Here is a 23,536-nt window from a genome sequence, read left to right on the forward strand (position 1 = left end):
GGGTTAAGGCCCCCTACAGACCATGGGGTTGATAGGCCAGAACTGGAAGCACGGTAACGTGTGTAGGTGACTGGTACTAATAGGCCGAGGGCTTATTGACGAAGGTGTTACGCGTCCACTGTGCGGTTTCTGAAGCAACAGACACTGCAGCAAACCTGATCATCGGGTCCCATATTTTGTGGGGTTTGGTGTTATTGGGGAGCGCTGTCTAGTTTCATAGAGTTACGGTAGTTATAGCGGTGGGGAAACGCCCGGTCCCATTCCGAACCCGGAAGCTAAGGCCACCTGCGCCGATGGTACTGCACTCGACAGGGTGTGGGAGAGTAGGACACTGCCGGAACATCTTTGCGAAAGGCCCTCCAACTTCGGTTGGAGGGCCTTTTTGCGTTCGCGTCTCCGGAGCACAAGCAACATTGCAGCCGTACGGGGTGTCGGTGAACGAACAGGTTGTTGCAGCGGATTTGTCCCTCGAGGCTGAGCTGCGTCACGGGTTGGGTTCCGCTGTCCGCAGCACCTGCAGTAGCCCGTGCACAGCTGCTTCTTGCCCGGCCGACAGCGGGTCTGTCGAGGTGATCCCGCGCCGCCCTGCGCAGCCGGTTCTCGGCCTCCTCGTGATGGGGCTGCACCGGATGTATGCCTGGATCCTCGACCGAAACCGCGCCGGGATTGCAGCTTGCGCGGCCGTCGGTGCGGTCCGAGAGGGCGTCGCCCGCCAGGCTCGGTTCGTCGACGGCCAACACAGCGATCTCATGCTCTACGGCGTGCTGGCGGAGGAGTATGCCGTCACAGCTGACCGCGCCCGGCGGCGACGTCCATTGCTGAAGCGCAACACCAAGGTCAGCTAAAAGCCGGAGATTCGTCGGAGCGCCGTTCGGCGGCGGTCAGCTTGTGATCTTTGGTCCAGAGCCCGTTGCGTCGATAGCGCTCGACTGATGTCCGATTCTCATGTGGGCCACGTCACGCTGGAGTATGTTGTCGAGAACAACATTCGCTCCAGCTCGACCGCCCACAGGCGGTGGTTCCACGAAAGGCCCACGCTCATGCGTCAGGGGATCTTCGGCATCGCGGCCGTCTCGTTCGCACTTCTCACCACTTCGCTCACCGCCTGCGGCGACGACACTACGAACTCCTCGGGAGGCGGCGCCAAGATCGGCGTGATCCTGCCCGACAGCAAGACTTCGGCGAGGTGGGAGACAGCGGATCGCAAGTATCTCCAGCAGGCGTTCGACGCCGCGGGGGTCAAGGCCGACATCCAGAATGCCCAGGGCGACAAGAACGCCTTCCAGACCATCGCGGATCAGATGATCACCAACGGCGCCTCGGTGCTGATGATCACCAACCTCGACAGCGGCACCGGCAAGGCGGTCATCCAGAAGGCCAAGTCGCAGGGCGTGACCGTGATCGACTACGACCGGCTCACCCTCGGCGGCGGTGCGCCGTACTACGTGTCGTTCGACAACGTGAAGGTCGGCCAGCTCATGGGCGACGGACTCGCGAAGTGCCTGGCCGACAAGCAGGCGGTGAAGCCGGTGGTCGCCTACCTCAACGGCGGTCCGACGGACAACAACGCCGCCCTGTTCAAGAGCGGTTACGACGGCGCGCTGAAGCCGAAGTTCGACGCGGGCGAGTACGTGAAGGGCCCGGATCAGGCCGTCCCGGAATGGGATAACACCAAGGCGGGCACCATTTTCGAACAGATGCTCACCGGCACCCCGAACCTCGAGGGTACCGTCGCGGCCAACGACGGTCTGGCCAATGCCGCCATCGCCGTGCTGAAGAAGCAGAAGCTCAACGGTCAGATCCCGGTGACGGGTCAGGACGCCACCGTGCAGGGTCTGCAGAATGTGCTGGCCGGTGACCAGTGCATGACCGTGTACAAGGCGATCAACCTCGAGGCCGCCGCCGGCGCGAAGCTGGCGATCGCGCTGGCCAATGGCGAGAAGGGCGAGGCACCGAGCACCGTCGACGATCCCGAGGCGAAGACGAAGGTGCCCGCGGTGCTGCTCGAACCCAAGGCGATCTTCAAGAACAACGTGAACGACGTCGTGGCGGACGGTTTCGTCGACAAGGCGGAGCTGTGCACCGGTGAATTCGCGAAGCTCTGCGCGGATAACGGCGTCCGCTGATGACCGATAGCCCGCTCATCGAATTGCGCGGATTAGAGAAGAGCTTCGGCCCGGTGCACGTGCTGCACGATATCGACTTCTCCGCCTACCGCGGTGAGGTGACGGCACTGGTCGGCGATAACGGCGCGGGCAAGTCCACCCTGGTCAAGTGCATCGGCGGCACCCATGCGATCGATGCGGGTGAGGTGCTGTTCGACGGAGAGCCGGTGCAGATCGGCAATCCGAGGGACGCGGCGGAACTGGGAATCGAGATCGTCTATCAGGATCTCGCGCTGTGCGACAACCTCGACATCGTGCAGAACATGTTCCTCGGCCGCGAGAAGAAGCACGGCATCGTGCTCGACGAGTACGGCATGGAGGAACTGGCGGGCGCGACACTGGCCGGTCTGTCGGTGCGGACGGTGAAATCCGTGCGGCAGAAGGTAGCGAGCCTGTCCGGCGGGCAACGCCAGACCGTCGCCATTGCCAAGGCCGTGCTGTGGAACAGCAAGGTGGTGATTCTGGACGAGCCGACCGCGGCGCTCGGTGTCGCCCAGACTCAGCAGGTACTCGAACTGGTGCGCCGCCTGGCCGACAAAGGCCTTGCGGTGGTGCTGATCTCGCACAACATGAACGACGTCTTCGCGGTTTCGGATCGCATCGCGGCGCTGTATCTGGGCCGGATGGCGGCGCAGGTACGGACCGCCGATGTGACCCATTCGCAGGTCGTCGAACTGATCACTTCCGGCCGCAGCGGGAGCCTCGGAATCGGAGTGCAGGCATGAGTGTGGTCGTCAAAGACAAGGCCGCCGAGCCTGCCGCACCGGTAACCGAATTGGTCACCGGCTATGTCGCGCGGATTCGCAGTGGCAACATGGGCGCACTGCCCTCGGTCATCGCTCTGGTCGTGCTGTCGGTCGTGTTCTGGATCGCGCGGCCGGTGTTCATGACCCAGGGCAATATCGCGAACCTGCTCACCCAGGGTGCCGCCATCGCGGTGATCGCGATGGGTTTGATCTTCGTGCTGCTGCTCGGGGAGATCGACCTGTCGGCCGGCTTCACCAGTGGTGTGTGTGCCGCGGTGCTCGCGGTATTGCTCACCGACAAGGGCTTGCCCTGGTACGCGGCGGTGCTCGTGTCGCTGCTCACCGGTGTCGTGATCGGGCTGACCATCGGTGCGATCGTGGTGAAGATCGGTGTCCCGTCGTTCGTGGTGACGCTGGCCGCGTTCCTGGCGCTGCAGGGTGTCGCGCTGAAGATCATGGACAACGGCCGCAATATCTCCATTCACGACGAGACGATCCTGGCGATCGCCAACAAGAATGTGCCGCCCCTGCTCGGCTGGGTCATGTACCTGGTGCTGCTTGCCGGGTTCTCGTTCGTGCAGTACCGAAAGTTGCGGGCGCGCAACATACTCGGGCTCACCGGCGAGACGGCGCCGGTGGTCGCGTTGCGGATCGCGACGGTCGCGCTCATCGCGGGGATTGCGGTGCTGGTGCTCAATGACGAGCGCAGTCGCAATCCGGAGGTCAACTCGCTGCAGGGCATGCCGATCGTGGTGCCGATCATTATCGCGCTACTGCTGCTGTGGACTTTCGTGCTCAATCGCACCCCGTTCGGCAGGCATATCTACGCGGTCGGCGGCAGCGTGGAAGCGGCTCGGCGTGCGGGCATCCCGGTCGATCGGATCAAGATCAGCGCCTTCGTGCTCTGTTCGACGATGGCTGCCGTCGGCGGATTGATCGCGGCGTCGCGGGCCAATTCCGTCGATCCGAACACCGGTGGTTCCGACGTTCTGCTCACGGCGGTCGGTGCTGCGGTGATCGGTGGTACCAGCCTGTTCGGTGGTCGCGGCCGGATGCTCGACGCGCTGCTCGGCGCCGCGGTGGTGGCGGTGATCAACAACGGGATGGGGCTGATGGGCTACAGCGCGGGCACGAAATTCGTTGTGACAGGATTTGTCCTGCTGCTCGCGGCGGGGGTGGACGCGCTCTCGCGCAAGCGTTCGCTGCCAGGTAGTTGACCATCGACCGGGAAGGCTGGGCCGGATGAGGGCTGCACCCGCCCCGGACGAGATCCGAACGCGCAATCTCGCCGTGCTGCTGCGCCACGTCCATCTGAGCGGCCCGGTATCGCGGGCGGAGCTGGCCGAGCGAATGGGCCTCAATCGCAGCACGATTCTGGCTTTGACCACCGATCTCGCCGCTGCCGGGCTGGTGAGTGAGGAACTGCCACGCCAGACCGGCAGAGCCGGGCGGCCGTCGCTGGTGGTGCGGCCGGAGTCGGAGCGGGTGTACGTGCTCGCGCTGGATGTCGGCGCGGACCGGCTCGCGGTGGCGCGGGTTGGTCTGGGCGGGGTGATTCTCGACCGTCGCGAAACACCGCGTGACAGTGCGGCATTCGATCCAGAGGAAGTGATCGAATCGCTGGCGGTGATGGCGCAGACCTTGGTCGCCGCGGCGGGGCCCGACAGCGTTCGCGTCGGTGTGGGTCTCGCGTTCTGTGGCATGGTCCGTCAGGGTGACGGTGTTGTGCGGTACGGGCCGAATATCGGCTGGGTCGATGTGCCGGTCGGTGCGAAACTGTCGGAGCGGCTCGGTGTTCGGGTCGTGGTCGGCAACAATGCCAACCTCGGCGCGCTGGCCGAGCGCGAACGCGGGGTCGGCGCCGGGGTGTCGGACCTGATCTACCTGCACGGTGAAGTCGGCATCGGTGGTGGCGTGATCATGGGCGGCGAGTTGCTCGGCGGTGAGGGTGGCTACGGCGGCGAGGTCGGGCACATGATCGTGAACCCCGGCGGGCGGGCGTGCCGGTGTGGGTCGCGCGGCTGCCTCGAGGCCGAGGCGGGGGAGCTGGCGTTGATCGCGGCGGCGGGGCGTGCCGACCTCAGTGGGCGGGCGGCGGTCGAAGCGATCGTCGACGCGGCCGCCCGCGGCGACGCCACCGCCCGCGACGCGCTGCACCAGGTCGGCGACTGGCTCGGCTACGGGGTGGCTAACCTCGTCAATATCTTCAACCCGACGATGGTTGTGTTCGGCGGGGTGCTGCGCGAGGTCTATCTCGCCTCGGCCGCCCAGGTCCGCAGCAGGCTGGCCGAGAACGGACTGCTCGCGGTCCGTGAACGGGTCCGGCTGCGCACCTCGGCGCTGGCCGACGACGCGCCACTGATCGGGGCCGCTGAACTGGCGTTCGCCGACGTGCTGACCGACCCGTTGCAGACACTGGCGCGTAGCTCCGCAGGTTGACCGGTCGGCGTCGGCAGGGCGGCTATCGTGAAAGACATGGCGACGACCACCAGGATCGGCACGCAGATCAACGCGCCTCGTTCGACCGTCTACCGGCTGCTGCTCGATGGCGACGCGGTGGCTGCCTGGATGATGCCCGACGGGATAACTGTCGATGTGCACCGGTTCGAGCCGGTGGAGGGCGGATCGTTCTCGATCACCCTCACCCACGACGATCCCACCAACGTGGGCGAGACGGGGCAGCCCCACGATGCGGGAACGGTGCGCCAGCAGCACGACGCCTACTTCGGGACGTTCCGCTCGCTGACCCCGGATGAGCAAGTGGTCCAGGTGCTGGAATTCGTCACGGAGAAGCCGGGCATGACCGGGGCGCAGACCATCACCTTCACCCTGACAGACGCTGACGGCGGCACCCACCTCGACGTACTGCACGAGGGGGTACCGCCAGGGCTCAGCTCCGCCGAGAACCAAGTCGGCTGGCAGATGGCGTTGACGAAGCTGGTAGCGCTCGCCGAGCGGGGCACGACCGACTGAGTTCCCCTACCGACAGCACGGGTCAGCGCACCGGCCGACCCGGCTCCGGGCTCGAGGTCAACGTACGGCGTCGTCCGCGCGGGGTGTGATTCCCGAGGCGGGGACGAGGTTCCACGTTTCGAGCTGCCTGCGGATCTGTTCGGCCGCGTCGATATTGAGTGGTCCGCTCGTCCACAGCGCGTACGGCAGATTGAAGAACCGGCTCTCGCGGACCGCGCGCAGACCGTTGATACCGGGCTTGGAACGCAGCATTTCCACCTTCTGCGCGTAGCTCTGGCCGGGGTAGTCGACGAACATGATCGCGTCCGGGTCGGCGGCAGCGAGCCGCTCCCAGGAGACCTTGGTCCAGGTGTCGTCGACATCGTCGAGGATGTTGCGGGCGCCCGCGGCTTCGAGGATCGCTTGCGGCGCACCGTATCTCCCGCTGGAGAAGATGGTGTCGGTGCCGCTGTCGAACAGGAATACGGTCGGGGTTCGCGCCGGTTTCGGGGCGGCGGTCAGGGCGGCGAGCCGGTGGTCGAGGTCGGCGGTGACCTCCCGCGCGCGGTCGGGGTGGCCCGTGATCGTGCCGAGGTCGGTGAGGTCGGTGCGCAACGCGGTCCATGGTTCGACGGTGCCGCGTGCGGCGGCGCCGTCGAGTTGGCGACAGCTCTCGGTGAGCACGTAGGCGGCGATGCCGTCCTTGCGCAGTGATGCGGGGGTGAGGTTGCTCGCCTCGTCGTAGCCGTAGCTCCAGCCGGCGACCATCACATCCGGGCGCTGGGCGAGCACCGTCTCGCGCGAGGGATACTCGGGGGCAACAGAGTTCAGGCCGTCGACGATGTCGGCGCCGTAGTGCGCGCGCAGGGTGTCGGCGTCGCGCTGGATGCTCGAGACCGCGGCGACCTGGTTCTGCGCACCGAGCGCGAGCACCATCGAGATGAGATTGCCGTCGTTGACGAACAGTCGCTGTGCGGGGGCGGGGAACTGGGATTCCTTGCCGCAGTTGAGGATCGGGATCGTCGTCGCGGACTGCGTGGTGGTGCCGGTGCACGCCGTCAGAACGGCGGCCAGGGCGGTGGTGGCCAGGATCCGGCCGTGGGTCTTCATCATCGCGCCTCTCGCGGGGTGATCAACAGGTGGTTTTCGCCGGTCAGCGGGTGCTGGACGCGCGTGGCGTCGACACCGAATACCTCGGCGACGACATCGGCTGCCAGCGCCTGTGGCGGTGGTGCCGGTGCTCGGGTGGAACCGTTGTGCAGCACGATGATTCGGTCGCAGTAGCGATCGGCCAGCGACAGATCGTGCAGGGCGGCGACGACGGTCCGGTTCAGGTTCCGCATCAGGGTGAGCAGCTCGAGCTGATGGGTGACGTCGAGATGGTTGGTCGGTTCGTCGAGCAGCAGTACCGGGGTGTCCTGTAACAGCGCCCGTGCCAACAGAACCCGTTGCCGTTCGCCGCCGGAGAGTTGCTGCACCTGCCTGCCCGCGAAGCCGTCGAGGTCGACTGCCGCCAAGGCCTGTGCCACACGGCGCTGTTCGCGCGGACCACCGAGTCCCCATGGCGGCAGATAAGGGGTCAAGCCGAGGGCGACTACCTCGCCGACCAGCATGTCGGCGGGCGGGTCCTCGTCCTGCGCCACCAATGCCACGGCCGCGGCGCGCTGTCGAGGTCCGAGAGAATGCAGCACTTGCCCGTCGACGAGCACCTTGCCTTGCCTGGGCTTTCGCACCCCTGCCAGCACGCGAAGCAATGTCGACTTGCCGCTGCCATTGGGCCCGACAATCCCGATGGTCTCCCCGGGCTCGATCGAGAATTCCGCGCCGACCACGATATTCCGTCGGCCGACCGTGCAGGTGAGCCCGACGGCTCGTAATCGGCCGGGCTCGGCCCGAGCGTGCGAATCGGGCTCCGTCGTAAGGGGTCCTGGGGTCTGCGGTCGGTTGGTGGCGCGGTTCGGCTCCCGATCGTCCGGGGCGGCGGCGGTCGGCGCAGGTCGCGGTCGGGGTTCGTCATCGCGGGCAGGCACACGTCGGCCGAAGGTGTACAGGCGGCCGCTCATGATCCGCCGAACTGGTAGCGGCGCCTGCCCATCAGCAGCAGGAAGGTCGGAGCGCCGATCAGGCCGGTGAGTACACCGACCGGGATCTCGGTGGGGCGCACCAGTATTCGGGTGGCGGCGTCGGCGACCACCAGGAACAGCGCACCGCCCAGCGCGCAGGTAGGGAGCAGGTTGCGGTGGCGGGGGCCGACGATCATCCGTGCGGCGTGCGGGACGACCAGACCGACGAAGCCGATGCCGCCGGACACCGCGACCAGGACACCGACGAGCACCGCGAGCAGCACGAACAGGCCGATGCGCAGGCGTTGCACCGGGACGCCGACCGACGACGCGGTGTCCGCGCCGAGCGTGAGCGCGTCCAACCAGCCCGCGCTCGCCATGAGGATCGCGCCGCAGGCCACCACCACGGTCAACGGCAGGGCGAGGGTCGTCCAATCGGCACTGGCGAGACTACCGAGCAACCAGAACAGCACCGACTCCGCCGCCGCGGGATCGGTGCTGCGAAAAACGAGGAAACTGCTGAACCCGGCGAACGCCGAACCGAGCACGGTGCCGGTGAGCACCAGCCGCAGCGGGGTGAGACCGCCCTGGGCGAACGCGATCAGGAACACCAGGGTCGCGGCGCCGAACGCGCCGACCAGCGCACCGCCGGACAGCGCCCAGATGCCCGCACCGGCGAACAACCCGGAGGTGATGACCGCGGCCGCGCCGACACCGGCGCCGGAGGAGACGCCGAGCAGGAAGGGATCGGCCAGTGGGTTGCGCACCAACGTCTGCATCGCCGCACCGGCCAGTGCCAATCCGGCGCCGACCACCGCCGCCAGTAGCGTGCGTGGCACCCGGAGCTGCCAGACGATGGTGTCGAGGCCGAGATCGGTGGGTGTCGCGCCGGTGAGCCGGGCGATGAGGGTGTCGAGCACCGCGGACACGGGCACGATCTCCGCGCCGAATCCGGTGGCACCGATCATGGCCGCCAGCAGTAGCACCCCGAGCAGGGGCAGTGCGAGCGAGATCCGGGTACGGATCATCGCGAATTCTCCACAGGCAAGGCGCGGCCCTTTCAGAGGGTGTCCCGGCGAGGGAGGTCTGACTTTCGCCGCGAGGCGATCACAGTGGCGCGACCGTTCCGGAGTGACACCGGATTCCCGCACCCGCAGGGAATGACGCCCAGACTCTAACGCGGCACTCAGTGCCAACCAGGAGCCGGGCCCTTCGAATCATGGAAAGGCTAATGGTGTTCGGGGGCGATCGTGATTGCTTGAATCCCTCTATGTACCGACCGAACACCTTTCGACCCGGCCTGCGTGGCCGCGCCACCGCCGCACTGCTCGCGATGACAACCGTTGCGACGCTCGGCCTGACCGGCTGCGCACCGGGCAACGACGCACCGGTCGGCACCCCCGACGCGCCGCTGCCGACCGAGGTTCCGCCCGGGACCACGCTCGTCGTCGCCGATCAGCAGGAACGGCTGCAATCGGCGCTGCGGCTGTCCGGCGAGCTGGACAAGCTACCGTTCACGATCGAGTTCGCGAACTTCGTCGGTGGTCCGGCCATCCTCGAGGCCTTCCGGGCGGGCGCGGCCGATGTCGGCCAGGTCGGCGATGTGCCGCCGATCCACGCGCTGGCCGCGGGGCAGGACGTGCCGATCATCGGCTCCTATCAGACCAACCCGAAGGCGATGAAACTCGCTGTCGCACCGGGCCGTTCGATCTCGAAGCTGACAGATCTGAAGGGCAAGAAGATCGCCTACGCCGAGGGCACCGCCCAGCAGGCGTCGGTGCTGAAGGCACTCACCAAGGCGGGCCTGAAGCCCACCGATGTGGAGCTGGTCCGGTTGCAGCTGGCCGAATTCCCGGACGCGGTGCGCACCGGTCAGGTCGATGTCGCGCCGCTGATCGAACCCAATGTGACCAGGTTCCTGCGCACCCAGGGCACCTCGCTGATCCCGGACTCCGAGACCACGGGCATCTACAGCGGCCTCGCCTATGTGTACGCGCGTCGGGCGGTGGTCCAGGATCCGGCGAAGGCCGCCGCGACCCGCGCCCTGGTCGGCGCGTTCGTGCGGGCCTGGCAGTGGACCAACACCCATCGCGAGGAATGGGCGAGCCGCTACTACGTCGACAGCCAGAAGGTCAGCGCCGACGATGCCGCGCGGATCGTCGAATCGCTCGGCACCTTCACCTTCCCGCACCTGGACCAGCAGCTGATCGCCCGGCAGCAGAGCACCATCGACGCGATCGACGCCGTGGGCGAGCTGCCCAAGAAGATCAAGGCCGTCGACGGTTTCGATCTGCGCTTCGATGCCGCGGTCACCGAGGCCGTCACGGCCAGCGGGGCGGCGTTCGCGCCGGCGGCGGGCTGATGGCCACCCTCGATATCGGCGTGCTGCGCCGGATCAGGACGAGCGCGGCCCCGGTCGAGGCGCTCGCCCCGCGTGGACGGGGCAGGCGCAGGCTGGGACCCGGCAAGCCCATCCCGTTCGGTTTCGCCCTCGGACCGGTCCTGCTCATCGGCACCTGGGTGGTCGGATCCGCGATCGGCGCCATCGACCCGGAGACACTGCCCGCGCCATGGACGGTCGCGCAGACCGCGGGTGAGCTGATCGCCGACGGCCGGTTGCAGTCCAACCTGCTGACCTCGTTGCAGCGGGCCGTGATCGGCCTCGTCCTCGGTGTGGCGATCGGCGTGGTGCTCGCGCTGGTCTCGGGGCTGAGCCGGCTCGGTGAGGCGGTGGTCGACGGTCCCGTGCAGATCAAGCGGGCGATCCCGACGCTGGCGCTGATCCCGTTGTTCATCGTCTGGTTCGGGATCGGCGAGCAGATGAAGCTGATCGTGATCACCACCAGCGTGCTCATCCCGATCTATATCAATACCCATGCCTACCTGCGCAGCGTCGACGCGCGCTATGTGGAACTGGCCGAGACGGTCGGGCTGTCGCGGTGGGGTTTCCTGCGGCGGATCGCGCTGCCGGGTTCGCTACCGGGGTTCTTCCTCGGGTTGCGGCTGGCGGTGACGATTTCCTGGCTGGCGCTGGTGGTGGTCGAACAGGTCAACGCGACCAGCGGCATCGGCTACCTGATGACGCAGGCGCGCACCTACGGCCAGATCGACGTGATCGTCGTGGGTCTGGTGATCTACGGACTGCTCGGACTGTTCGGCGACCTCGCCGTGCGGGCAACGGAACGAAAGGTGCTGGCATGGCGACAGACACTGGGCGACTGAGCTCCGAGGAGCGGGCAGTCGTACGCACCCGCGAGCTCACCCGCGGCTTCGGCAAGCGAATCGTGTTGAACGGCATCGATATCGAGATCCGGCGCGGTGAGTTCGTCGCGCTGCTCGGGCGCAGCGGTTCGGGCAAGAGCACCCTGTTGCGGGCGCTGGCCGAACTCGATTCCGAGGTACCCGGTTCCGGCGAGCTCACGGTGCCGACGCAGCGCGCGGTGGTGTTCCAGGATTCGCGGCTGCTGCCGTGGGCGCGGGTGCTCGACAATGTGGTGCTCGGGTTGACCGGGCGCGACGCGGACCGGCGCGGGCGGTCGGCACTGGCCGAGGTCGGGTTGGCCGGTCGCGAGAAGGCGTGGCCGCGTGAGCTTTCCGGTGGTGAACAGCAGCGGGTGGCGTTGGCCAGATCACTGGTGCGTGAGCCGGAACTGCTCCTGGCCGACGAACCGTTCGGCGCGCTCGACGCACTGACCAGGATTCGGATGCACGCCCTGCTCCAGGCGCTGTGCGAGCGGCACCGGCCCGCCGTGCTGCTGGTGACCCACGACGTGGACGAGGCCGTGTTGCTCGCCGATCGGGTGCTGGTTCTCGACGAGGGCCGGATCACGATCGACCAGCGCATCGAGACCCCGCGCCCGCGCAGGCACGCGCACCCGGAGTTCGTCCGGCTGCGGGAGGCGCTGCTGACCGGGCTCGGTGTCGACACAACGGAATCAGAGAAAGTGAAACAGGCGTCATGAGTGCACCGCGTCAACTGAGTCTCAACGCGTTCATCTACCCGTCCGGGCACCACGAGGCTGCCTGGCGGCATCCCGACAGCAGGCCCGACCGCATCTACGACGTCTCCTACTACCAGGAGATCGGGCGCACCGCGGAGGCGGCGAAGCTCGACGCGGTGTTCTTCGCCGACGGTCCTGCCCTGCGCACCGACGTGCGTCACAATGCCGCGCCCGGCCTCGAGCCGATCACCTTGCTCACCGCGATCGCCGCGGTGACAACACATCTGGGCCTGATCGCGACCGCGTCGACCACCTACTACGAGCCCTACAACCTGGCGCGGCTGTTCTCCTCGCTCGACCACATCTCCGGTGGACGCGCGGGCTGGAACATCGTCACCACCGGAACCGACCTCGCCGCAGCCAACTTCGGGCTCGAACGACACCCCGATCACGCCGAACGCTACGCCCGCGCACGGGAATTCGTCGACGCGGTGGTCGGGCTGTGGGACAGCTGGGAGGACGACGCGATCGTGCTCGACCGCGCCGCCGGGGTGTACGCCGATCCGGCCAAGATCCATCCGATCGACTTCGTCGGCGAACATCTCAGTGTGCGTGGGCCGTTCAACTCGGCACGAACACCGCAGGGACGTCCGGTGCTGGTGCAGGCGGGGGCATCGAACGAGGGTCGCGCCTTCGCGGGCAAGTACGCGGAGGCGATCTTCACTGCACACCAACGACTTTCGGACGCGCAGTCCTTCTATGCCGATATCAAGTCGAAGGCCACCGAGTTCGGCCGTACTGCCGACGAGGTGAAGATTCTACCGGGGATCAGCCCGTTCATCGCCGATACCGAGGCCGCCGCACTGCGTTTGGAGCGCGAGTTCAACGAGCTGACCGTGCCCGAGTACGGGATCAAGCAGCTGGAATCGATCACCGGCACCTCGCTGCGCACCTTCGCGCTCGACGAGCCGGTGCCCGTGGAGGTGTTCGCGGGGGCGGGCGATGTCACCGACAACGCGCGCAGCAGATTGCAGGTGGTGGCGGGGATCGTCGAGCGGGAACGGCCGACCCTGCGTGGGCTGCTGCACCGGCTGGCGGGTGCGCGCGGGCACCGGGTGTTCGCGGGGACGCCCGAGCAAGTGGCCGACACCATCGAGGAGTGGTTCACCCAGGGCGCGGCAGACGGTTTCAACGTGATGCCGCCCTACTACCCCGGTGGGCTCGAGGTGTTCGCCGAAACGGTGGTGCCGATCCTGCAGGAGCGCGGGCTGTTCCGCACCGAATACACCGGGACCACGCTGCGTGACCACTTCGGATTGGCCCGCCCGGAGAGTAGATTCGCTCGTCCTGCCGCGCTCGCGGGATGACGGTGGGCTGTCGTAGTGGGGACGCGATGACGGCATCGGCGCGATCACGACGTGGCCGGGGACCTGCGGTGGCCCGCCGGTCGGCGGCGACCCGGTGAACGTGACCGCGCGGTCCGATCTGACGAACGATGTGGGCGGACCGCCGACCCGGTTGCGGTCCATGGCACTGGCGGTGTTCGTGCCGTCGGCGGTGTACGGAATCGGTTCGGGCGCGGCGGCTCCCATGCTGCCGCTGCACGCGCTCGAACTCGGCGCATCGGTCGGAACCGCGGGTGTGGTGGTCGCGATGATGGGCTTCGGGCTCATTCTCGGTGATCTGCCCGCGGGGTGGCTGGTGGCGCGCACCGGTGAGCGCAAGGCGATCGCACTCGGCTCGTTGACCTGCGCACTGGGCCTGCTCGTGGCCATTCTCGCGCCGAATATCGCCGTGTTCGCGGTCGGGCTGCTGATCAACGGTGCTTCGGGTGCGGTGTGGGGCCTGGCCAGACAGACCTACATCGTGGCCGTGGTGCCGAGCGTCGATCGGGGACGGGCCTTTTCGGCGCTGGCCGGGTGGATGCGGTTCGGGTTCTTCGCCGGACCCTTCCTCGGCGCGGGTGCGGTGCATTGGCTCGGCCCGGTCGGCGGGCTGTGGATCCAGCTCGTCGCCATGCTCGTCGCGGGCGCGCTGGTGTTCGCCATGCCGGAGACCGATGGGTCGCCGACGGTGGTCAGCGACAACACCATTCGCGCCGTGGTGGCCGAGCATCGCAAACTGCTGAGCACGCTCGGACTCGGCGCCCTGCTCATGGGAGCGGCACGGGCGGCACGGCAATCGCTGCTGCCGTTGTGGGCGGTGCACATCGGTGCTGACGCGGCGACCACCAGCATCGTGTTCGGTATCGCGGGCGCTGTCGACGTGCTGATGTCGTATCCGGCCGGAATCTGGCTGGATCGCTACGGCCGCAGGGCGATCGGCGTTCCCGCGATGATCGCTTTCGCCGCGGGGTACGCTGCGTTGCCGTTCGCGGGGTCGGTGGTCGGGCTGACCGCGGTCGCCGTGCTGCTCGGCTTCGCCAACGGGTTGAGCAACGGCGTGATCATGACCGTCGGCGCCGATGTGGCGCCACCCGGTCAGCGCGCGGAATTCCTCGGCGCCTGGCGGCTCACCCACGACATCGGGATGTTCGCGGGCCCGATCGCGGTCGGCGCGATCAGCGCGGTGACGGTGCTCGGCGCGGCGGCGGGCGCGCTCGCGGTGGCGGGCCTTGGCGGCGCGGCCGCGATGTATCGCTGGTTCCCCGGGCTCCCGGTGGCCCCGGTCACGGTGCCCGAACCGAAGGCCGCGGATCTTCGCGAGCCCCGGGAGTCGGTGGACAGCAACTGACCGGGCCTACGACCAGGCGGGGTCGCGTCCGGTGAGGCCGAGGATGCGGTCAAGGAGAGGAGCGGTGGCCGCGACGGGCACTTCGGGGCCGTAGATGCCCATCTGGCGCCCCTGTTCGGCGGTGGCGGCCGTCTCGTTGTAGGTCTCGCGCAGCAGGTCGTCGTCCCAGTGCGGCGTGGTACCGAGGGCGCGAGCGAGGTCCCAGCCGTGGACGATCAGTTCGCCGACCACCATCCCGCCGACCAGCGGTGCGGGGAGTTCCATGGGTCCGCCCATGTGGGTCACTCCCTGCCACGCGGCGGGGTCACGCCAGGCGGTGGTGAGCGCGTCGAGGTGCGCGTCGAGGGCCGCGACCCAATCGCCCGCGCTGAGGTCGACATCGGATTCGGCGGTCGCCGGGGGTGCGACGGCTTCCTTGTGCGCGGCGCCGACCAGCGACGGGCCCCAGAAGAGCAGGTGGTTGATCAGGGCCCGGACATCGAACTCGGCGCAGGGAGTCGGGTCGGACAGCCGAGCGGGATCGACCGTGCGGATGAGCTTCGACAGTGGTGTCGCGGCGCGAGCCACGCGTTCGTTTTCGGACATGTACCGAGGTAACCACCGCGACGCGGCGGTGTCTTGAACAAACGCGACATAGACTCGCCGGGTGGAACGCGACCCGCGCGAACTGGGCGGTGCCTGGCAGATGTCGCAGCGCCACAGGTTCATCGCACCGTCGGCTGACCTGGCGCGGTATGTCGATCGGTATTGGGTCGTCACCTGGGATTACGAGCGGCCGTATCGGCAGTTGGTCGTGCCGCTGCCGAACGTGCACCTGACTTTCCGTGACGGTCGCGCCGAACTGCACGGCCCCTCGTCCTCGCATGTCTACCGCGAGCTCACCGGCTCGGGTTCGGTGTTCGGTGTCGCCTTCCGGCCCGGCGTGTTCCGTCCGTTCCTGGACGGTCCGGTGGCCGACCTGCGGGATCGAATGGTCGACGCGGCAACAGTTTTCGGCCCGGAGTTGCCCGATCCGGTGGATGTCGGGTCGGTCGAGGGCTACCTCCGCGCGCACCTGCCCGTCACCGACCCGGAGGCCGAGCGGGCAGGGCGGATGGTGGCGATGATCGCCGACGACACGGGCATCACCACGGTCGATGCGCTCGCGGGGCGCTGCGGGATGAGTGTCCGTCGAGTGCAGCGGTTGTTCGCCGAGCACGTCGGCATCGGGCCGAAATGGGTGATCCGCCGCTACCGCCTGCACGAGATCACCGAGCGGCTCGCCGACGGCGTCGACATCGACTGGGCGGCACTGGCCGCCGACCTCGGGTACGCGGACCAGCCGCACCTCAGTCGCGACTTCCGCAAGATCTTCGGCGAAGCACCGACCAGCTACGCGAAGCGGTACGGGTCGTTCGAGCAGTAACCGGCCCCGGCCCGTGTGAACCGAGGAGCGGCGACAGGTAGATCAGGGCACTCCGCGGGCGCCCCTACAGTGGAAGAATGTCGTCATTCGATCGGCATCCGTCTACCGTCGCGGATTTCGACGATGCGCGGCGGCGGGAACGGTTGCGCGAAACCCGGCTCGGACACGGTTGGCGTCGCTGGCGCCTGCCCAGGCTGGTGGTGCTGCGCATTATCGCGGTGCTGGGGGTCGCGATGATCGCGTTCGGTCAGTATTGGGTCCACGATGTCGTCCCCGAGCGTGCGCGCCTGGCGCAGACCGCGCCGGAACTGCTGCCCGTTCATCTGCCCGCCGACCCGCGGGATTGGGATACCGCGGTGGTCGATATGGTCGGGCTCGGGGGAGTCAACGCGGCCCCGACCGCCACAGCCTTGCCCGCGCTCAGCCGCCTCGGGGTGGTGTGGGCGGTGCGCTACGACAACGCGGGTATCGACACCAAAGTCATCGCCGAGATGATCGTGCGGGCGGCGCGGTACGGCAATGTGCGCAACATCGTGCTGGTCGGTCACAGTATGGGCGGGATCATCGCGCTGGAAGTGGCACGGCATATCCACCTGGGCAGCGATCGGCGATTGGTGGCCGTTGTGCTGGACTGCACACCGATGGACCTGGACGCGGTTCGACCCGAGAATCGGAGTCGCGGTGCCGATCTGGTGCGGTGGGTGGGCTGGTTGCCCGGCGCGAGGGAGAGCAGGCTGCTGCGCTTCGCGGTCGAGATATCGGCTCGGCGTGAACGTTTCGCGCAGCGCGACGGGCTGTTCTTCGACATCGACTTCACTGCCGCGCGCGAGGTGTCCGCAGAGGTGTTGCGCGACAAGATCTTCTCTCGCGATGCTGCCAGCAACGGATTGATCGAAGCGCAGTTCCTGGCGATCGTCGCGGGCGGTGGCGCCGCGGATCTACGGGCGCTCGGCAAGCCGAATCCGGACAAGCGAAACCCGGCGATCGTGTTCATCCGGCCCCGCGACGGGTCGCGCGATGACGTGGTGGACGTGGAGTATTCGCACAAGGTGCTGATCGAGCATTCCGGTGGCGTCGACGGCACCCTCTCGGTGGTGCGGCCGACTCGGATCGAGCATGCGAATCCGATTCAGCGGCCCCGCGAATACAACGAGGTCATCGAAACGCAGGTACTGCCGTTCGTGCGCCGCTATCAGGAAGCCAATCGCAACGATCCGCCCTGATCAGCGCATACGGGCCCCGAGAATGGTGCGCACGCCCGCGATGAACAGCTGCAAGCCGAAGTCGAATCGTGCGGTGGGGTCGGGGGTGTCGAGCAAGGGGGTGTTGTCCTCGGGCAGCGCGCCGACGGAGTCCATCTGCATGCGCGACTGCTCGTCGACGGTCTGGCCGAGCACGTAGTAGAGCAGGGTGTAGGCCGTGAGATCGGCTTCCTCCCTGGTCATGCCGGCCCGAATGACGATGCCCGCCAGGCGTTCACGCGCCTTGCTCGTGGTCAGGCGCGAGGCGTAGGTGGCCGAGACCAGCTCGGCGCCGTCGCGATAGGCGAGCAGGCAGTCACGCAGGCGATGCGCTAGTTCGGTGAGCTGCGCGGGCCATTCGGTGGCCGTGATCGGCTCGTCCATCGGCGCGAGAATCCGGTCGGCCACCGCGCCGAGCAGGGTCTGCTTGTCCTTGACGTGCCAGTACAGCGCACCCGGCTGCACCTGTAGCGAGCCGGCGAGCCGGCGCATCGTCAGGTCGGCGAGACCGTACTGATCGAGAATCGCGACGGCGGCATCGACCACATCCGTCTTCCGCAGTTGCACGCGCGTCCTTCCGTCCGAATGTCCGACCCGAGTGTCGTGACTCACTCGTAGCCGCTACCCTATCCTGAACACCGTTCAAGTTGCACGGCCACGCCGGGTGGATCACACCCACGGCTCGTGCGCACACCCCGTCGAAGGGACATCACGTCGTGACGCAGGCACCCGTCCAGACCGATATTCTGGCCATCGCCCGTGAGCAGGTGCTCGAGCGCGGCGAGGGCCTCACCGAGCAGCAGGCCGTCGAGGTACTGCGCCTGGGTGACGACCGCCTGGAAGCACTGCTCGAGCTCGCCCACGATGTGCGGATGAAGTGGTGCGGCCCCGAGGTCGAGGTCGAGGGCATCATCAGCCTCAAGACCGGCGGTTGCCCCGAGGACTGCCACTTCTGCTCGCAGTCGGGCCTGTTCCAGTCGCCCGTGCGCGCGGCTTGGCTCGACATTCCCAGCCTGGTCGAGGCGGCCAAGCAGACCGCCAAGACCGGCGCCACCGAGTTCTGCATCGTCGCCGCGGTGCGCGGTCCCGACGAGCGCCTGATGGCCCAGGTCGCCGCCGGTGTCGAGGCCATCCGCAACGAGGTGGACATCCAGGTCGCCTGCTCGCTCGGCATGCTCAACCAGGAGCAGGTCGACCAGCTCGCCGCGATGGGCGTGCACCGCTACAACCACAATCTCGAGACCGCCAAGTCGCACTTCCCGAAGGTGGTCACCACCCACTCCTACGAGGAGCGCTTCGAGACCCTGCGGATGGTGCGCGAAGCGGGCATGGAGGTGTGCTGTGGCGGCATCCTCGGCATGGGCGAAACCATCGAGCAGCGCGCCGAGTTCGCCGCGCAGCTGGCGTCGCTGAACCCCGACGAGGTCCCGCTGAACTTCCTCAACCCGCGGCCCGGCACCCCGTTCGGTGACCTGGAGGTGCTGCCCGCGGCCGACGCGCTGCGCGCCATCGCCACGTTCCGGCTCGCGATGCCGCGCACCATCCTGCGTTTCGCCGGTGGTCGCGAGATCACCCTCGGCGACCTGGGTGCCAAGCAGGGCATGCTCGGCGGGATCAACGCCGTCATCGTCGGCAATTACCTCACCACCCTCGGCCGTCCCGCCGAGTCCGATCTCGATCTGCTCGGTGAGCTGAGCATGCCGATCAAGGCGTTCAACGAAACGCTCTGAAACGCTGTGTACGATCGAGTATCGACCCAGGTCGCGGCCGTCGAGTCGCACTTCGCAGAGGCGGTAACAGCATTGGACGAGCGCGACAACCCGGTGCAGCGTGAGTCGATCGCGCCCGGACTCGACAGCGAGCGCTACAACCCGTTCACGGGTAAGCGGATCGTGGCCGGGCTCGCCGACGCGATGCCCGCGTCGGCGGCGCTCGGTCTGGAACCGCCGCGATTCTGCGAGCAGTGTGGTCGCCGGATGATCGTGCAGATCAGCCCGGATGGCTGGTGGGCCAAGTGCTCGCGGCACGGTGTCATCGAATCGGCACAGCTGGAACGCCGCTAGTGCTCGGCCGCGGGGAACGTCCGGAGGTGTTGCGTCGCGAGGTGATCGGCGTCGGCGTCGTCATCGCGGTGGTGCTGGTGGCGAGTGCGGTGGCCGGGGTGGTGTGGGGTCTGCTCGCACCGACCGAGCGGTTGCGGGTGACCCAGCCCGGCCGCGCCGCGGTGCTCACCGGCGAGAGTCTGCACCTGTTCGACGCGGTCGGGATGTTCCTGTGCATCGGCGCGGTGGTCGCGGTAGTGAGCGCGGCCGGTGCCTGGCGGATTCGGATCACGCGCGGGCCCGCTCTCGTGCTCGGCATGCTGTTCGCCTCGGGGCTGGGCGCCGCGCTGATGATGTGGATCGGGGAATGGGTTGCGGGCGTGCGTCATCCGCGTCCCGATGATCCGGCGATCGGCGAGATCGTCGCGCTGCCAGCGGAAGTCGGGACCGATCTCGCCCTGCTGATCCAGCCGTTCCTCGCTGCCCTTGTGCTGTTGTTCCTCGCCGCATTACACCCGGCCGTCGATCTCAATTCCGGCGCTGCCGGACTGCTCGGAGACCTACGCCCGGCCGATTTCGGTGACGAGTCCGACGACTACCGCCTGCCGTACGGTGCCGAACAGTATCGGCCCAGCAGCGATTTCGATCCGAGTTCGCAACCACGCGGCTGAGCCACCTCCGCGCGATACCATTTCTGCATAACAGCAGGTAGTGGTGCGAGAGGAACGGTCGTGGCATTCATCGGTGGTGGTCCGGTCGTCGAGGAACTGGACGCGAAATTCTGGCGGCTCACCGAACCGCTCATCTATCAGGGCGCGGTCGAAACCTTCACGGTGCCTGCCGGATTCCGCACCGACTTCGCCTCGGTGCCGCGTGCGCTGGTGTGGCTGATCCCGCGCTACGGCGCCTACACCAGGGGCGCGATCCTGCACGACTATCTCTGCCGCACAGCCGAAGTCGGGCCCGCAGATGCCGACGGGATATTCCGGCGCAGCCTGCACGAGGCCGGGGTATCAGTGCCCCGGCGCTGGATGATGTGGGCGGCGGTTCGCCTCGGCAGCCGGTTACGCGGGGCGCGTGCGGTCGATGTGCTCGGCTGGTTGCTGATCGCGGTGCCTTCCCTGGTGTTTCTCGCGGTCCCCGTGCTGGTGGTGACCGCGGCGCTGCTGGTGTTCTGGGTGGTCGAGCTGGGGTTCTGGGCCTTGGGCCGGGTCACGCGCCGCACCGCGGCGCCGCCGCCGAAGCCGCAGATGAAGACGGCCTGAGCTCGGATCTCACCCGGAATGGGGGAGGTGGCGCCACCTTCGCGTGGCTACCGTTCGGCGCATGTCCGAGCCGAGCACTGACACCGCAACCCCGGCCCCGCCCGCCGAATGGTCGATTCCGCGCGGCCTGATCGTGCTGCTCTCGCTCGGGGCGGCGGTGGTCACCATCGCGGGTCTGAAGGCCTTCTCCGGCATCGTCGGACCGGTATTCCTCGCCCTCATGCTGACCATCGCGGTACAACCGGTCCAGAGTTGGGCGCGGCGCAAAGGCTGGCCCGCCTGGCTCGGCATGGCCGCGGCGCTGGTGGCGGTGGTCGCGATTCTGTTCGGCATCGGTGGCGCGCTGGCACTGTCGGCGGTGCAGCTGGCCTCGCTGCTGCCCGACTACGCCGACAAACTCAACGACCTGCTCGACCACGCGCGCGGCTGGCTGTCCGATCTCGGGGTGAGCTCCGATCAGATCCACAAGGCGCTCAGCGGGATCGATGTGGGCAAGGCCGCCGGTTGGATCGAGCAGGTGCTGGGTGGTGTGCTCGGGGTCTTCTCGAATCTGTTCTTCGTGCTGGCGCTGCTGCTGTTCATGGCCGTCGACGGGATGACGATGGACCGTCGGCTGGCGATGGTGGCCCGGGAGCGGCCCGCGATCGCGCAGGCACTGGGCAGTTTCGTCACCGGGACACGCAAATACCTCATCGTGTCCACGGTGTTCGGCGCCATCGTGGCCGTGATCGATGGCGGGGCGCTGTGGTTGATGGGGGTGCCGCTGCCGATCCTGTGGGCGTTGCTGTCGTTCATCACCAACTACATCCCGAATGTGGGGTTCGTCGTCGGTGTCATCCCACCTGCGCTGCTCGCCCTGCTCGACAGCGGGCCGGTGCTGATGATCTGGGTGATCGTGGTCTATTCGGCGATCAACTTCGTGATCCAGTCGATCATTCAGCCCAAGTTCGTCGGTGATGCCGTCGGTCTCGGGGTGACCATCACCTTCCTGTCGCTGGTGTTCTGGGCGTGGGTGCTCGGTGCGCTCGGTGCGCTGCTGGCGATTCCGCTGACGTTGCTGGTGAAGGCGCTGCTGCTCGATATCGACCCGACGACGCGGTGGGCGGATGTGTTGATCGGTGCACCGATGGACAAAAAGGCTGCGCCGCAGCAGGAACCGGTTAGGTCCGCCGGTGCCGACGCAGTGGGAGACAGGGAATAGCGACCGCCGTGCATCGGTTCACCGGAAAACCGGTGGAATGTGGTCGTACCAGCTCCCTATCCTGGCAGCATCGTTATTTTCGGGGGAGGACCTTGACATGAGAACCGCAGCCGAGCAGGCCACTGCGCAGCCCACCGAGCGACCCGATCTGGTCGCCTGGCGCCGCCGCCATGCCCTGCGCAGTTCGTCGGCCGCCACCGCGGTACCCAGCGGACGCACCTATCGGCGCTCGTCGAAGCATCGCGATCGCCGCCACGACTCCTGAACGGGGCCGGGCTATTCCGGTTCCGTCCGAGTCAGCACCACCAGCGGCAACGGCTTGTCGACCTTGGCCTGATACTCGGCCAGCAGGGAATTCTCCGCCAGCGCCCACGCCGCGAACTCGTCGTATCGCGCGCCGGTGAGAACGTCGGCCATCGCCGTGAACTTCTCCCCACCCAACTCGATCGTCACCCGCGGATCAGCCTTGGCGTTGTGATACCAGGCCGGATACCGATCCTCGATGAACGAGCTCACATACATCACGTCGCCGCGATACAGCGCCCCCAACGGAACCACATGCGGTTTACCGCTTTTGGCGCCCGTCGTCGTCAACAACAACAGCGTGGCACCCGCGTAGTCGCCGCCGACCTGCCCGCTGTTCTCCCGGAATTCCCGAACCACGCCATCGTTCCAGCCGGCCATCTCGTCGGCCGAGTACTCCCGGTTCCACGGTGCGTCCGGGTCGTCGTACGAGGTGATCTCTTTCGCGTCCACGGGGTTGTTGTCCATGCAGGCAGTGTGACACCGGGCACCGACAACTTCGGCCGTCAGCGCGGTTCGCGCTCACATATCGAGCCCGAGATCGAGCACGCGCACGGAGTGCGTCAGGGCGCCGATAGCGAGGTAGTCGACACCCGTGCCCGCGTAGTCGGCGGCTTGTTCGAGCGAAAGCCCACCGGAGGACTCGAGTTTCGTGTCGGGCGCTGTGGTGTTGCGGCGCTGGACGGCGGCCTGCGTCTGCCAGAGCGGGAAGTTGTCCAGCAGCACCAGTTCGACGTTCTCGGCGAGCACCGCCTCGAGTTGTTCGAGGCTGTCGACCTCGACCTCGCAGGCGATATCAGGTGCCAATGCGCGGACCGCGCGCAGGGCGTTGACGACCGAACCCGCGGCCACCACGTGGTTGTCCTTGATCAGCGCGGCATCGCCGAGCCCCATCCGATGATTGACGCCACCGCCGACGCGGACCGCGTACTTCTGCAGGGCGCGCAGGCCGGGCAACGTTTTTCGGCTGTCGCGGATCTTGCACTCGGTGCCGTCGACGGCGTCGACCCAGGCGGCGGTCGCGGAGGCGATACCGGACAGGTGGCAGACCAGGTTGAGCATGGTCCGTTCGGCGGTGAGCAGGCCGCGGGTGGGCGCGACGATGCTCAGCACCGACGTGCCCGGCTCCACCCGGGTGCCGTCGGGGACACGCGCGGTGATCTCGTAGGCGCCCGCGCCGAGGACCTCGTCGAGCACGAGCAGCCCGACGTCGATGCCCGCGACGGTGCCGTGCTGGCGCGACACCACCGAGGCCTTGCTCACGGCGTCTTCGGCAACGGTGGCGACCGTGGTGACGTCGGGCCCGTAGCGCAGGTCCTCGTCGAGAGCGGTACGGATCAGCGTGAGCAGCTCGTCACGGTCCAGGGTGGCGTCCAGAGCCATCACTGCACTCCTGTTCTCGGGCGACTGTGCGCCGCGCCGATCGATCGGGCGGGCGACCTTCGCTCCGCCGGAATTGCTTGAACAACAGAACCGGGC

The 23,536-nt window shown here is 67.6% G+C and carries 26 protein-coding genes, 2 rRNA genes and 1 riboswitch; of the genes, 21 read left to right on the plus strand and 7 right to left on the minus strand.

Annotated elements, in window-relative coordinates:
- From ACFXKN_RS14845 to ACFXKN_RS14880, 8 genes are all read left to right on the plus strand, one after another.
- A 23S ribosomal RNA gene (locus ACFXKN_RS14845) occupies positions 1 to 100 on the plus strand; the annotation flags it as partial.
- Positions 101 to 223: 123 nt separating this feature from the next.
- Positions 224 to 340 (plus strand): 5S ribosomal RNA (rrf, locus tag ACFXKN_RS14850).
- A gap of 94 nt (positions 341 to 434) precedes the next feature.
- Positions 435 to 845 (plus strand): GNAT family N-acetyltransferase, encoded by a 411-nt coding sequence (locus tag ACFXKN_RS14855; RefSeq protein WP_379433135.1) that lies wholly within the window; start codon positions 435 to 437, stop codon positions 843 to 845.
- Between the two features lie 87 nt (positions 846 to 932).
- A complete protein-coding gene (locus ACFXKN_RS14860; RefSeq protein WP_379433136.1) occupies positions 933 to 2,126 on the plus strand; it encodes a sugar ABC transporter substrate-binding protein in 1,194 nt (397 codons plus the stop codon).
- Entirely contained in the window at positions 2,126 to 2,890 is a 765-nt protein-coding gene (locus ACFXKN_RS14865) for an ATP-binding cassette domain-containing protein (RefSeq protein ID WP_378957502.1), read from the plus strand. Before ACFXKN_RS14860 ends, ACFXKN_RS14865 begins: the two co-directional genes overlap by 1 nt.
- Positions 2,887 to 4,128, plus strand: a complete 1,242-nt coding sequence (locus ACFXKN_RS14870; protein WP_379433137.1) for a sugar ABC transporter permease — start codon at positions 2,887 to 2,889, stop codon at positions 4,126 to 4,128. Before ACFXKN_RS14865 ends, ACFXKN_RS14870 begins: the two co-directional genes overlap by 4 nt.
- Before the next feature lie 25 nt (positions 4,129 to 4,153).
- A complete protein-coding gene (locus tag ACFXKN_RS14875; protein WP_379433138.1) occupies positions 4,154 to 5,350 on the plus strand; it encodes an ROK family protein in 1,197 nt (398 codons plus the stop codon).
- Between the two features lie 36 nt (positions 5,351 to 5,386).
- A complete protein-coding gene (locus tag ACFXKN_RS14880; protein WP_378957493.1) occupies positions 5,387 to 5,884 on the plus strand; it encodes an SRPBCC domain-containing protein in 498 nt (165 codons plus the stop codon).
- Between the two features lie 57 nt (positions 5,885 to 5,941).
- Here the strand turns inward: ACFXKN_RS14880 and ACFXKN_RS14885 are convergent, their stop codons facing one another.
- From ACFXKN_RS14885 to ACFXKN_RS14895, 3 genes are read right to left on the minus strand one after another with little or no spacing between them, the layout of a single operon-like run.
- Positions 5,942 to 6,973 carry an ABC transporter substrate-binding protein gene (locus tag ACFXKN_RS14885; protein WP_379433139.1) on the minus strand — a complete coding sequence of 344 codons (1,032 nt, stop codon included), beginning with the start codon at positions 6,971 to 6,973 and terminating at the stop codon, positions 5,942 to 5,944.
- On the minus strand, positions 6,973 to 7,926 hold the full coding sequence (locus ACFXKN_RS14890) for an ABC transporter ATP-binding protein (RefSeq protein ID WP_379433140.1): 954 nt from the start codon (positions 7,924 to 7,926) through the stop codon (positions 6,973 to 6,975). The genes ACFXKN_RS14885 and ACFXKN_RS14890 overlap by 1 nt, the downstream gene beginning before the upstream one ends.
- Positions 7,923 to 8,954, minus strand: a complete 1,032-nt coding sequence (locus tag ACFXKN_RS14895) for a FecCD family ABC transporter permease (protein ID WP_379433141.1) — start codon at positions 8,952 to 8,954, stop codon at positions 7,923 to 7,925. Before ACFXKN_RS14895 ends, ACFXKN_RS14890 begins: the two co-directional genes overlap by 4 nt.
- A 55-nt stretch (positions 8,955 to 9,009) precedes the next feature.
- Positions 9,010 to 9,073: riboswitch (cobalamin riboswitch) on the minus strand.
- A 123-nt stretch (positions 9,074 to 9,196) separates the two neighbouring features.
- Here ACFXKN_RS14895 and ACFXKN_RS14900 point away from each other — a divergent pair.
- The 5 genes from ACFXKN_RS14900 (at position 9,197) to ACFXKN_RS14920 (ending at position 14,600) form a co-directional block, all read left to right on the plus strand.
- Positions 9,197 to 10,288 (plus strand): ABC transporter substrate-binding protein, encoded by a 1,092-nt coding sequence (locus ACFXKN_RS14900; protein WP_379433142.1) that lies wholly within the window; start codon positions 9,197 to 9,199, stop codon positions 10,286 to 10,288.
- On the plus strand, positions 10,288 to 11,148 hold the full coding sequence (locus tag ACFXKN_RS14905; RefSeq protein WP_379433143.1) for an ABC transporter permease: 861 nt from the start codon (positions 10,288 to 10,290) through the stop codon (positions 11,146 to 11,148). The genes ACFXKN_RS14900 and ACFXKN_RS14905 overlap by 1 nt, the downstream gene beginning before the upstream one ends.
- On the plus strand, positions 11,124 to 11,888 hold the full coding sequence (locus ACFXKN_RS14910; RefSeq protein WP_379433144.1) for an ABC transporter ATP-binding protein: 765 nt from the start codon (positions 11,124 to 11,126) through the stop codon (positions 11,886 to 11,888). The genes ACFXKN_RS14905 and ACFXKN_RS14910 overlap by 25 nt, the downstream gene beginning before the upstream one ends.
- Positions 11,885 to 13,234: an LLM class flavin-dependent oxidoreductase gene (locus tag ACFXKN_RS14915; protein ID WP_378957478.1), complete on the plus strand. Its 1,350-nt coding sequence runs from the start codon at positions 11,885 to 11,887 to the stop codon at positions 13,232 to 13,234. Before ACFXKN_RS14910 ends, ACFXKN_RS14915 begins: the two co-directional genes overlap by 4 nt.
- 160 nt (positions 13,235 to 13,394) lie before the next feature.
- A complete protein-coding gene (locus ACFXKN_RS14920) occupies positions 13,395 to 14,600 on the plus strand; it encodes an MFS transporter (RefSeq protein ID WP_379433264.1) in 1,206 nt (401 codons plus the stop codon).
- 6 nt (positions 14,601 to 14,606) lie between these two features.
- Here ACFXKN_RS14920 and ACFXKN_RS14925 read toward each other — a convergent pair whose 3' ends face one another.
- Positions 14,607 to 15,185 carry a TIGR03086 family metal-binding protein gene (locus ACFXKN_RS14925; RefSeq protein WP_378957476.1) on the minus strand — a complete coding sequence of 193 codons (579 nt, stop codon included), beginning with the start codon at positions 15,183 to 15,185 and terminating at the stop codon, positions 14,607 to 14,609.
- 61 nt (positions 15,186 to 15,246) lie between these two features.
- On the opposite strand from ACFXKN_RS14925, the gene ACFXKN_RS14930 reads away from it, so the two are divergent.
- Positions 15,247 to 16,005: a DUF6597 domain-containing transcriptional factor gene (locus ACFXKN_RS14930; RefSeq protein ID WP_379433145.1), complete on the plus strand. Its 759-nt coding sequence runs from the start codon at positions 15,247 to 15,249 to the stop codon at positions 16,003 to 16,005.
- A 77-nt stretch (positions 16,006 to 16,082) separates the two neighbouring features.
- A complete protein-coding gene (locus ACFXKN_RS14935; protein WP_379433146.1) occupies positions 16,083 to 17,228 on the plus strand; it encodes an alpha/beta fold hydrolase in 1,146 nt (381 codons plus the stop codon).
- On the opposite strand, the gene ACFXKN_RS14940 is transcribed toward ACFXKN_RS14935, so the two are convergent.
- On the minus strand, positions 17,229 to 17,813 hold the full coding sequence (locus tag ACFXKN_RS14940; RefSeq protein ID WP_379433147.1) for a TetR/AcrR family transcriptional regulator C-terminal domain-containing protein: 585 nt from the start codon (positions 17,811 to 17,813) through the stop codon (positions 17,229 to 17,231). It lies immediately after the preceding gene.
- Between the two features lie 149 nt (positions 17,814 to 17,962).
- Here ACFXKN_RS14940 and bioB point away from each other — a divergent pair, with 149 nt between their 5' ends.
- The 6 genes from bioB (at position 17,963) to ACFXKN_RS14970 (ending at position 22,019) form a co-directional block, all read left to right on the plus strand.
- Positions 17,963 to 18,976 (plus strand): biotin synthase BioB, encoded by a 1,014-nt coding sequence (gene bioB, locus ACFXKN_RS14945; protein WP_378957472.1) that lies wholly within the window; start codon positions 17,963 to 17,965, stop codon positions 18,974 to 18,976.
- A gap of 108 nt (positions 18,977 to 19,084) precedes the next feature.
- Positions 19,085 to 19,309: a hypothetical protein gene (locus ACFXKN_RS14950; RefSeq protein WP_378957535.1), complete on the plus strand. Its 225-nt coding sequence runs from the start codon at positions 19,085 to 19,087 to the stop codon at positions 19,307 to 19,309.
- Positions 19,310 to 19,335: 26 nt separating this feature from the next.
- On the plus strand, positions 19,336 to 19,959 hold the full coding sequence (locus ACFXKN_RS14955; protein WP_379433148.1) for a DUF2567 domain-containing protein: 624 nt from the start codon (positions 19,336 to 19,338) through the stop codon (positions 19,957 to 19,959).
- Positions 19,960 to 20,019: 60 nt separating this feature from the next.
- Complete coding sequence (locus tag ACFXKN_RS14960) at positions 20,020 to 20,553, plus strand: DUF1353 domain-containing protein (RefSeq protein WP_379433149.1); 534 nt, start codon at positions 20,020 to 20,022, stop codon at positions 20,551 to 20,553.
- A gap of 61 nt (positions 20,554 to 20,614) precedes the next feature.
- Positions 20,615 to 21,754 carry an AI-2E family transporter gene (locus tag ACFXKN_RS14965; RefSeq protein ID WP_379433150.1) on the plus strand — a complete coding sequence of 380 codons (1,140 nt, stop codon included), beginning with the start codon at positions 20,615 to 20,617 and terminating at the stop codon, positions 21,752 to 21,754.
- Positions 21,755 to 21,851: 97 nt separating this feature from the next.
- A complete protein-coding gene (locus ACFXKN_RS14970) occupies positions 21,852 to 22,019 on the plus strand; it encodes a hypothetical protein (protein ID WP_378957468.1) in 168 nt (55 codons plus the stop codon).
- A gap of 11 nt (positions 22,020 to 22,030) precedes the next feature.
- Here ACFXKN_RS14970 and ACFXKN_RS14975 read toward each other — a convergent pair whose 3' ends face one another.
- Positions 22,031 to 22,525, minus strand: coding sequence for a nitroreductase/quinone reductase family protein (locus tag ACFXKN_RS14975; RefSeq protein WP_379433151.1), 495 nt, complete (start codon positions 22,523 to 22,525; stop codon positions 22,031 to 22,033).
- Between the two features lie 54 nt (positions 22,526 to 22,579).
- Complete coding sequence (nadC, locus tag ACFXKN_RS14980; protein WP_378957466.1) at positions 22,580 to 23,440, minus strand: carboxylating nicotinate-nucleotide diphosphorylase; 861 nt, start codon at positions 23,438 to 23,440, stop codon at positions 22,580 to 22,582.
- Between the last annotated feature and the right edge of the window lie 96 nt (positions 23,441 to 23,536).

Origin of the sequence: Nocardia sp. NPDC059195, from assembly GCF_042754695.1 — a bacterium.
Lineage (GTDB): Bacteria > Actinomycetota > Actinomycetes > Mycobacteriales > Mycobacteriaceae > Nocardia.

Excerpts from the sequence above, each read along its gene's own strand:
- ACFXKN_RS14860 (WP_379433136.1), top strand. The coding sequence starts at position 933 with ATGTCCGATTCTCATGTGGGCCACGTCACGCTGGAGTATGTTGTCGAG.
- ACFXKN_RS14865 (WP_378957502.1), top strand. The coding sequence starts at position 2,126 with ATGACCGATAGCCCGCTCATCGAATTGCGCGGATTAGAGAAGAGCTTC.
- ACFXKN_RS14870 (WP_379433137.1), top strand. The coding sequence starts at position 2,887 with ATGAGTGTGGTCGTCAAAGACAAGGCCGCCGAGCCTGCCGCACCGGTA.
- ACFXKN_RS14875 (WP_379433138.1), top strand. The coding sequence starts at position 4,154 with ATGAGGGCTGCACCCGCCCCGGACGAGATCCGAACGCGCAATCTCGCC.
- ACFXKN_RS14880 (WP_378957493.1), top strand. The coding sequence starts at position 5,387 with ATGGCGACGACCACCAGGATCGGCACGCAGATCAACGCGCCTCGTTCG.
- ACFXKN_RS14885 (WP_379433139.1), bottom strand. The coding sequence starts at position 6,973 with ATGAAGACCCACGGCCGGATCCTGGCCACCACCGCCCTGGCCGCCGTT.
- ACFXKN_RS14890 (WP_379433140.1), bottom strand. The coding sequence starts at position 7,926 with ATGAGCGGCCGCCTGTACACCTTCGGCCGACGTGTGCCTGCCCGCGAT.
- ACFXKN_RS14895 (WP_379433141.1), bottom strand. The coding sequence starts at position 8,954 with ATGATCCGTACCCGGATCTCGCTCGCACTGCCCCTGCTCGGGGTGCTA.
- ACFXKN_RS14900 (WP_379433142.1), top strand. The coding sequence starts at position 9,197 with ATGTACCGACCGAACACCTTTCGACCCGGCCTGCGTGGCCGCGCCACC.
- ACFXKN_RS14905 (WP_379433143.1), top strand. The coding sequence starts at position 10,288 with ATGGCCACCCTCGATATCGGCGTGCTGCGCCGGATCAGGACGAGCGCG.
- ACFXKN_RS14910 (WP_379433144.1), top strand. The coding sequence starts at position 11,124 with ATGGCGACAGACACTGGGCGACTGAGCTCCGAGGAGCGGGCAGTCGTA.
- ACFXKN_RS14915 (WP_378957478.1), top strand. The coding sequence starts at position 11,885 with ATGAGTGCACCGCGTCAACTGAGTCTCAACGCGTTCATCTACCCGTCC.
- ACFXKN_RS14920 (WP_379433264.1), top strand. The coding sequence starts at position 13,395 with ATGGCACTGGCGGTGTTCGTGCCGTCGGCGGTGTACGGAATCGGTTCG.
- ACFXKN_RS14925 (WP_378957476.1), bottom strand. The coding sequence starts at position 15,185 with ATGTCCGAAAACGAACGCGTGGCTCGCGCCGCGACACCACTGTCGAAG.
- ACFXKN_RS14935 (WP_379433146.1), top strand. The coding sequence starts at position 16,083 with ATGTCGTCATTCGATCGGCATCCGTCTACCGTCGCGGATTTCGACGAT.
- ACFXKN_RS14965 (WP_379433150.1), top strand. The coding sequence starts at position 20,615 with ATGTCCGAGCCGAGCACTGACACCGCAACCCCGGCCCCGCCCGCCGAA.
- ACFXKN_RS14970 (WP_378957468.1), top strand. The coding sequence starts at position 21,852 with ATGAGAACCGCAGCCGAGCAGGCCACTGCGCAGCCCACCGAGCGACCC.
- ACFXKN_RS14975 (WP_379433151.1), bottom strand. The coding sequence starts at position 22,525 with ATGGACAACAACCCCGTGGACGCGAAAGAGATCACCTCGTACGACGAC.
- nadC (WP_378957466.1), bottom strand. The coding sequence starts at position 23,440 with ATGGCTCTGGACGCCACCCTGGACCGTGACGAGCTGCTCACGCTGATC.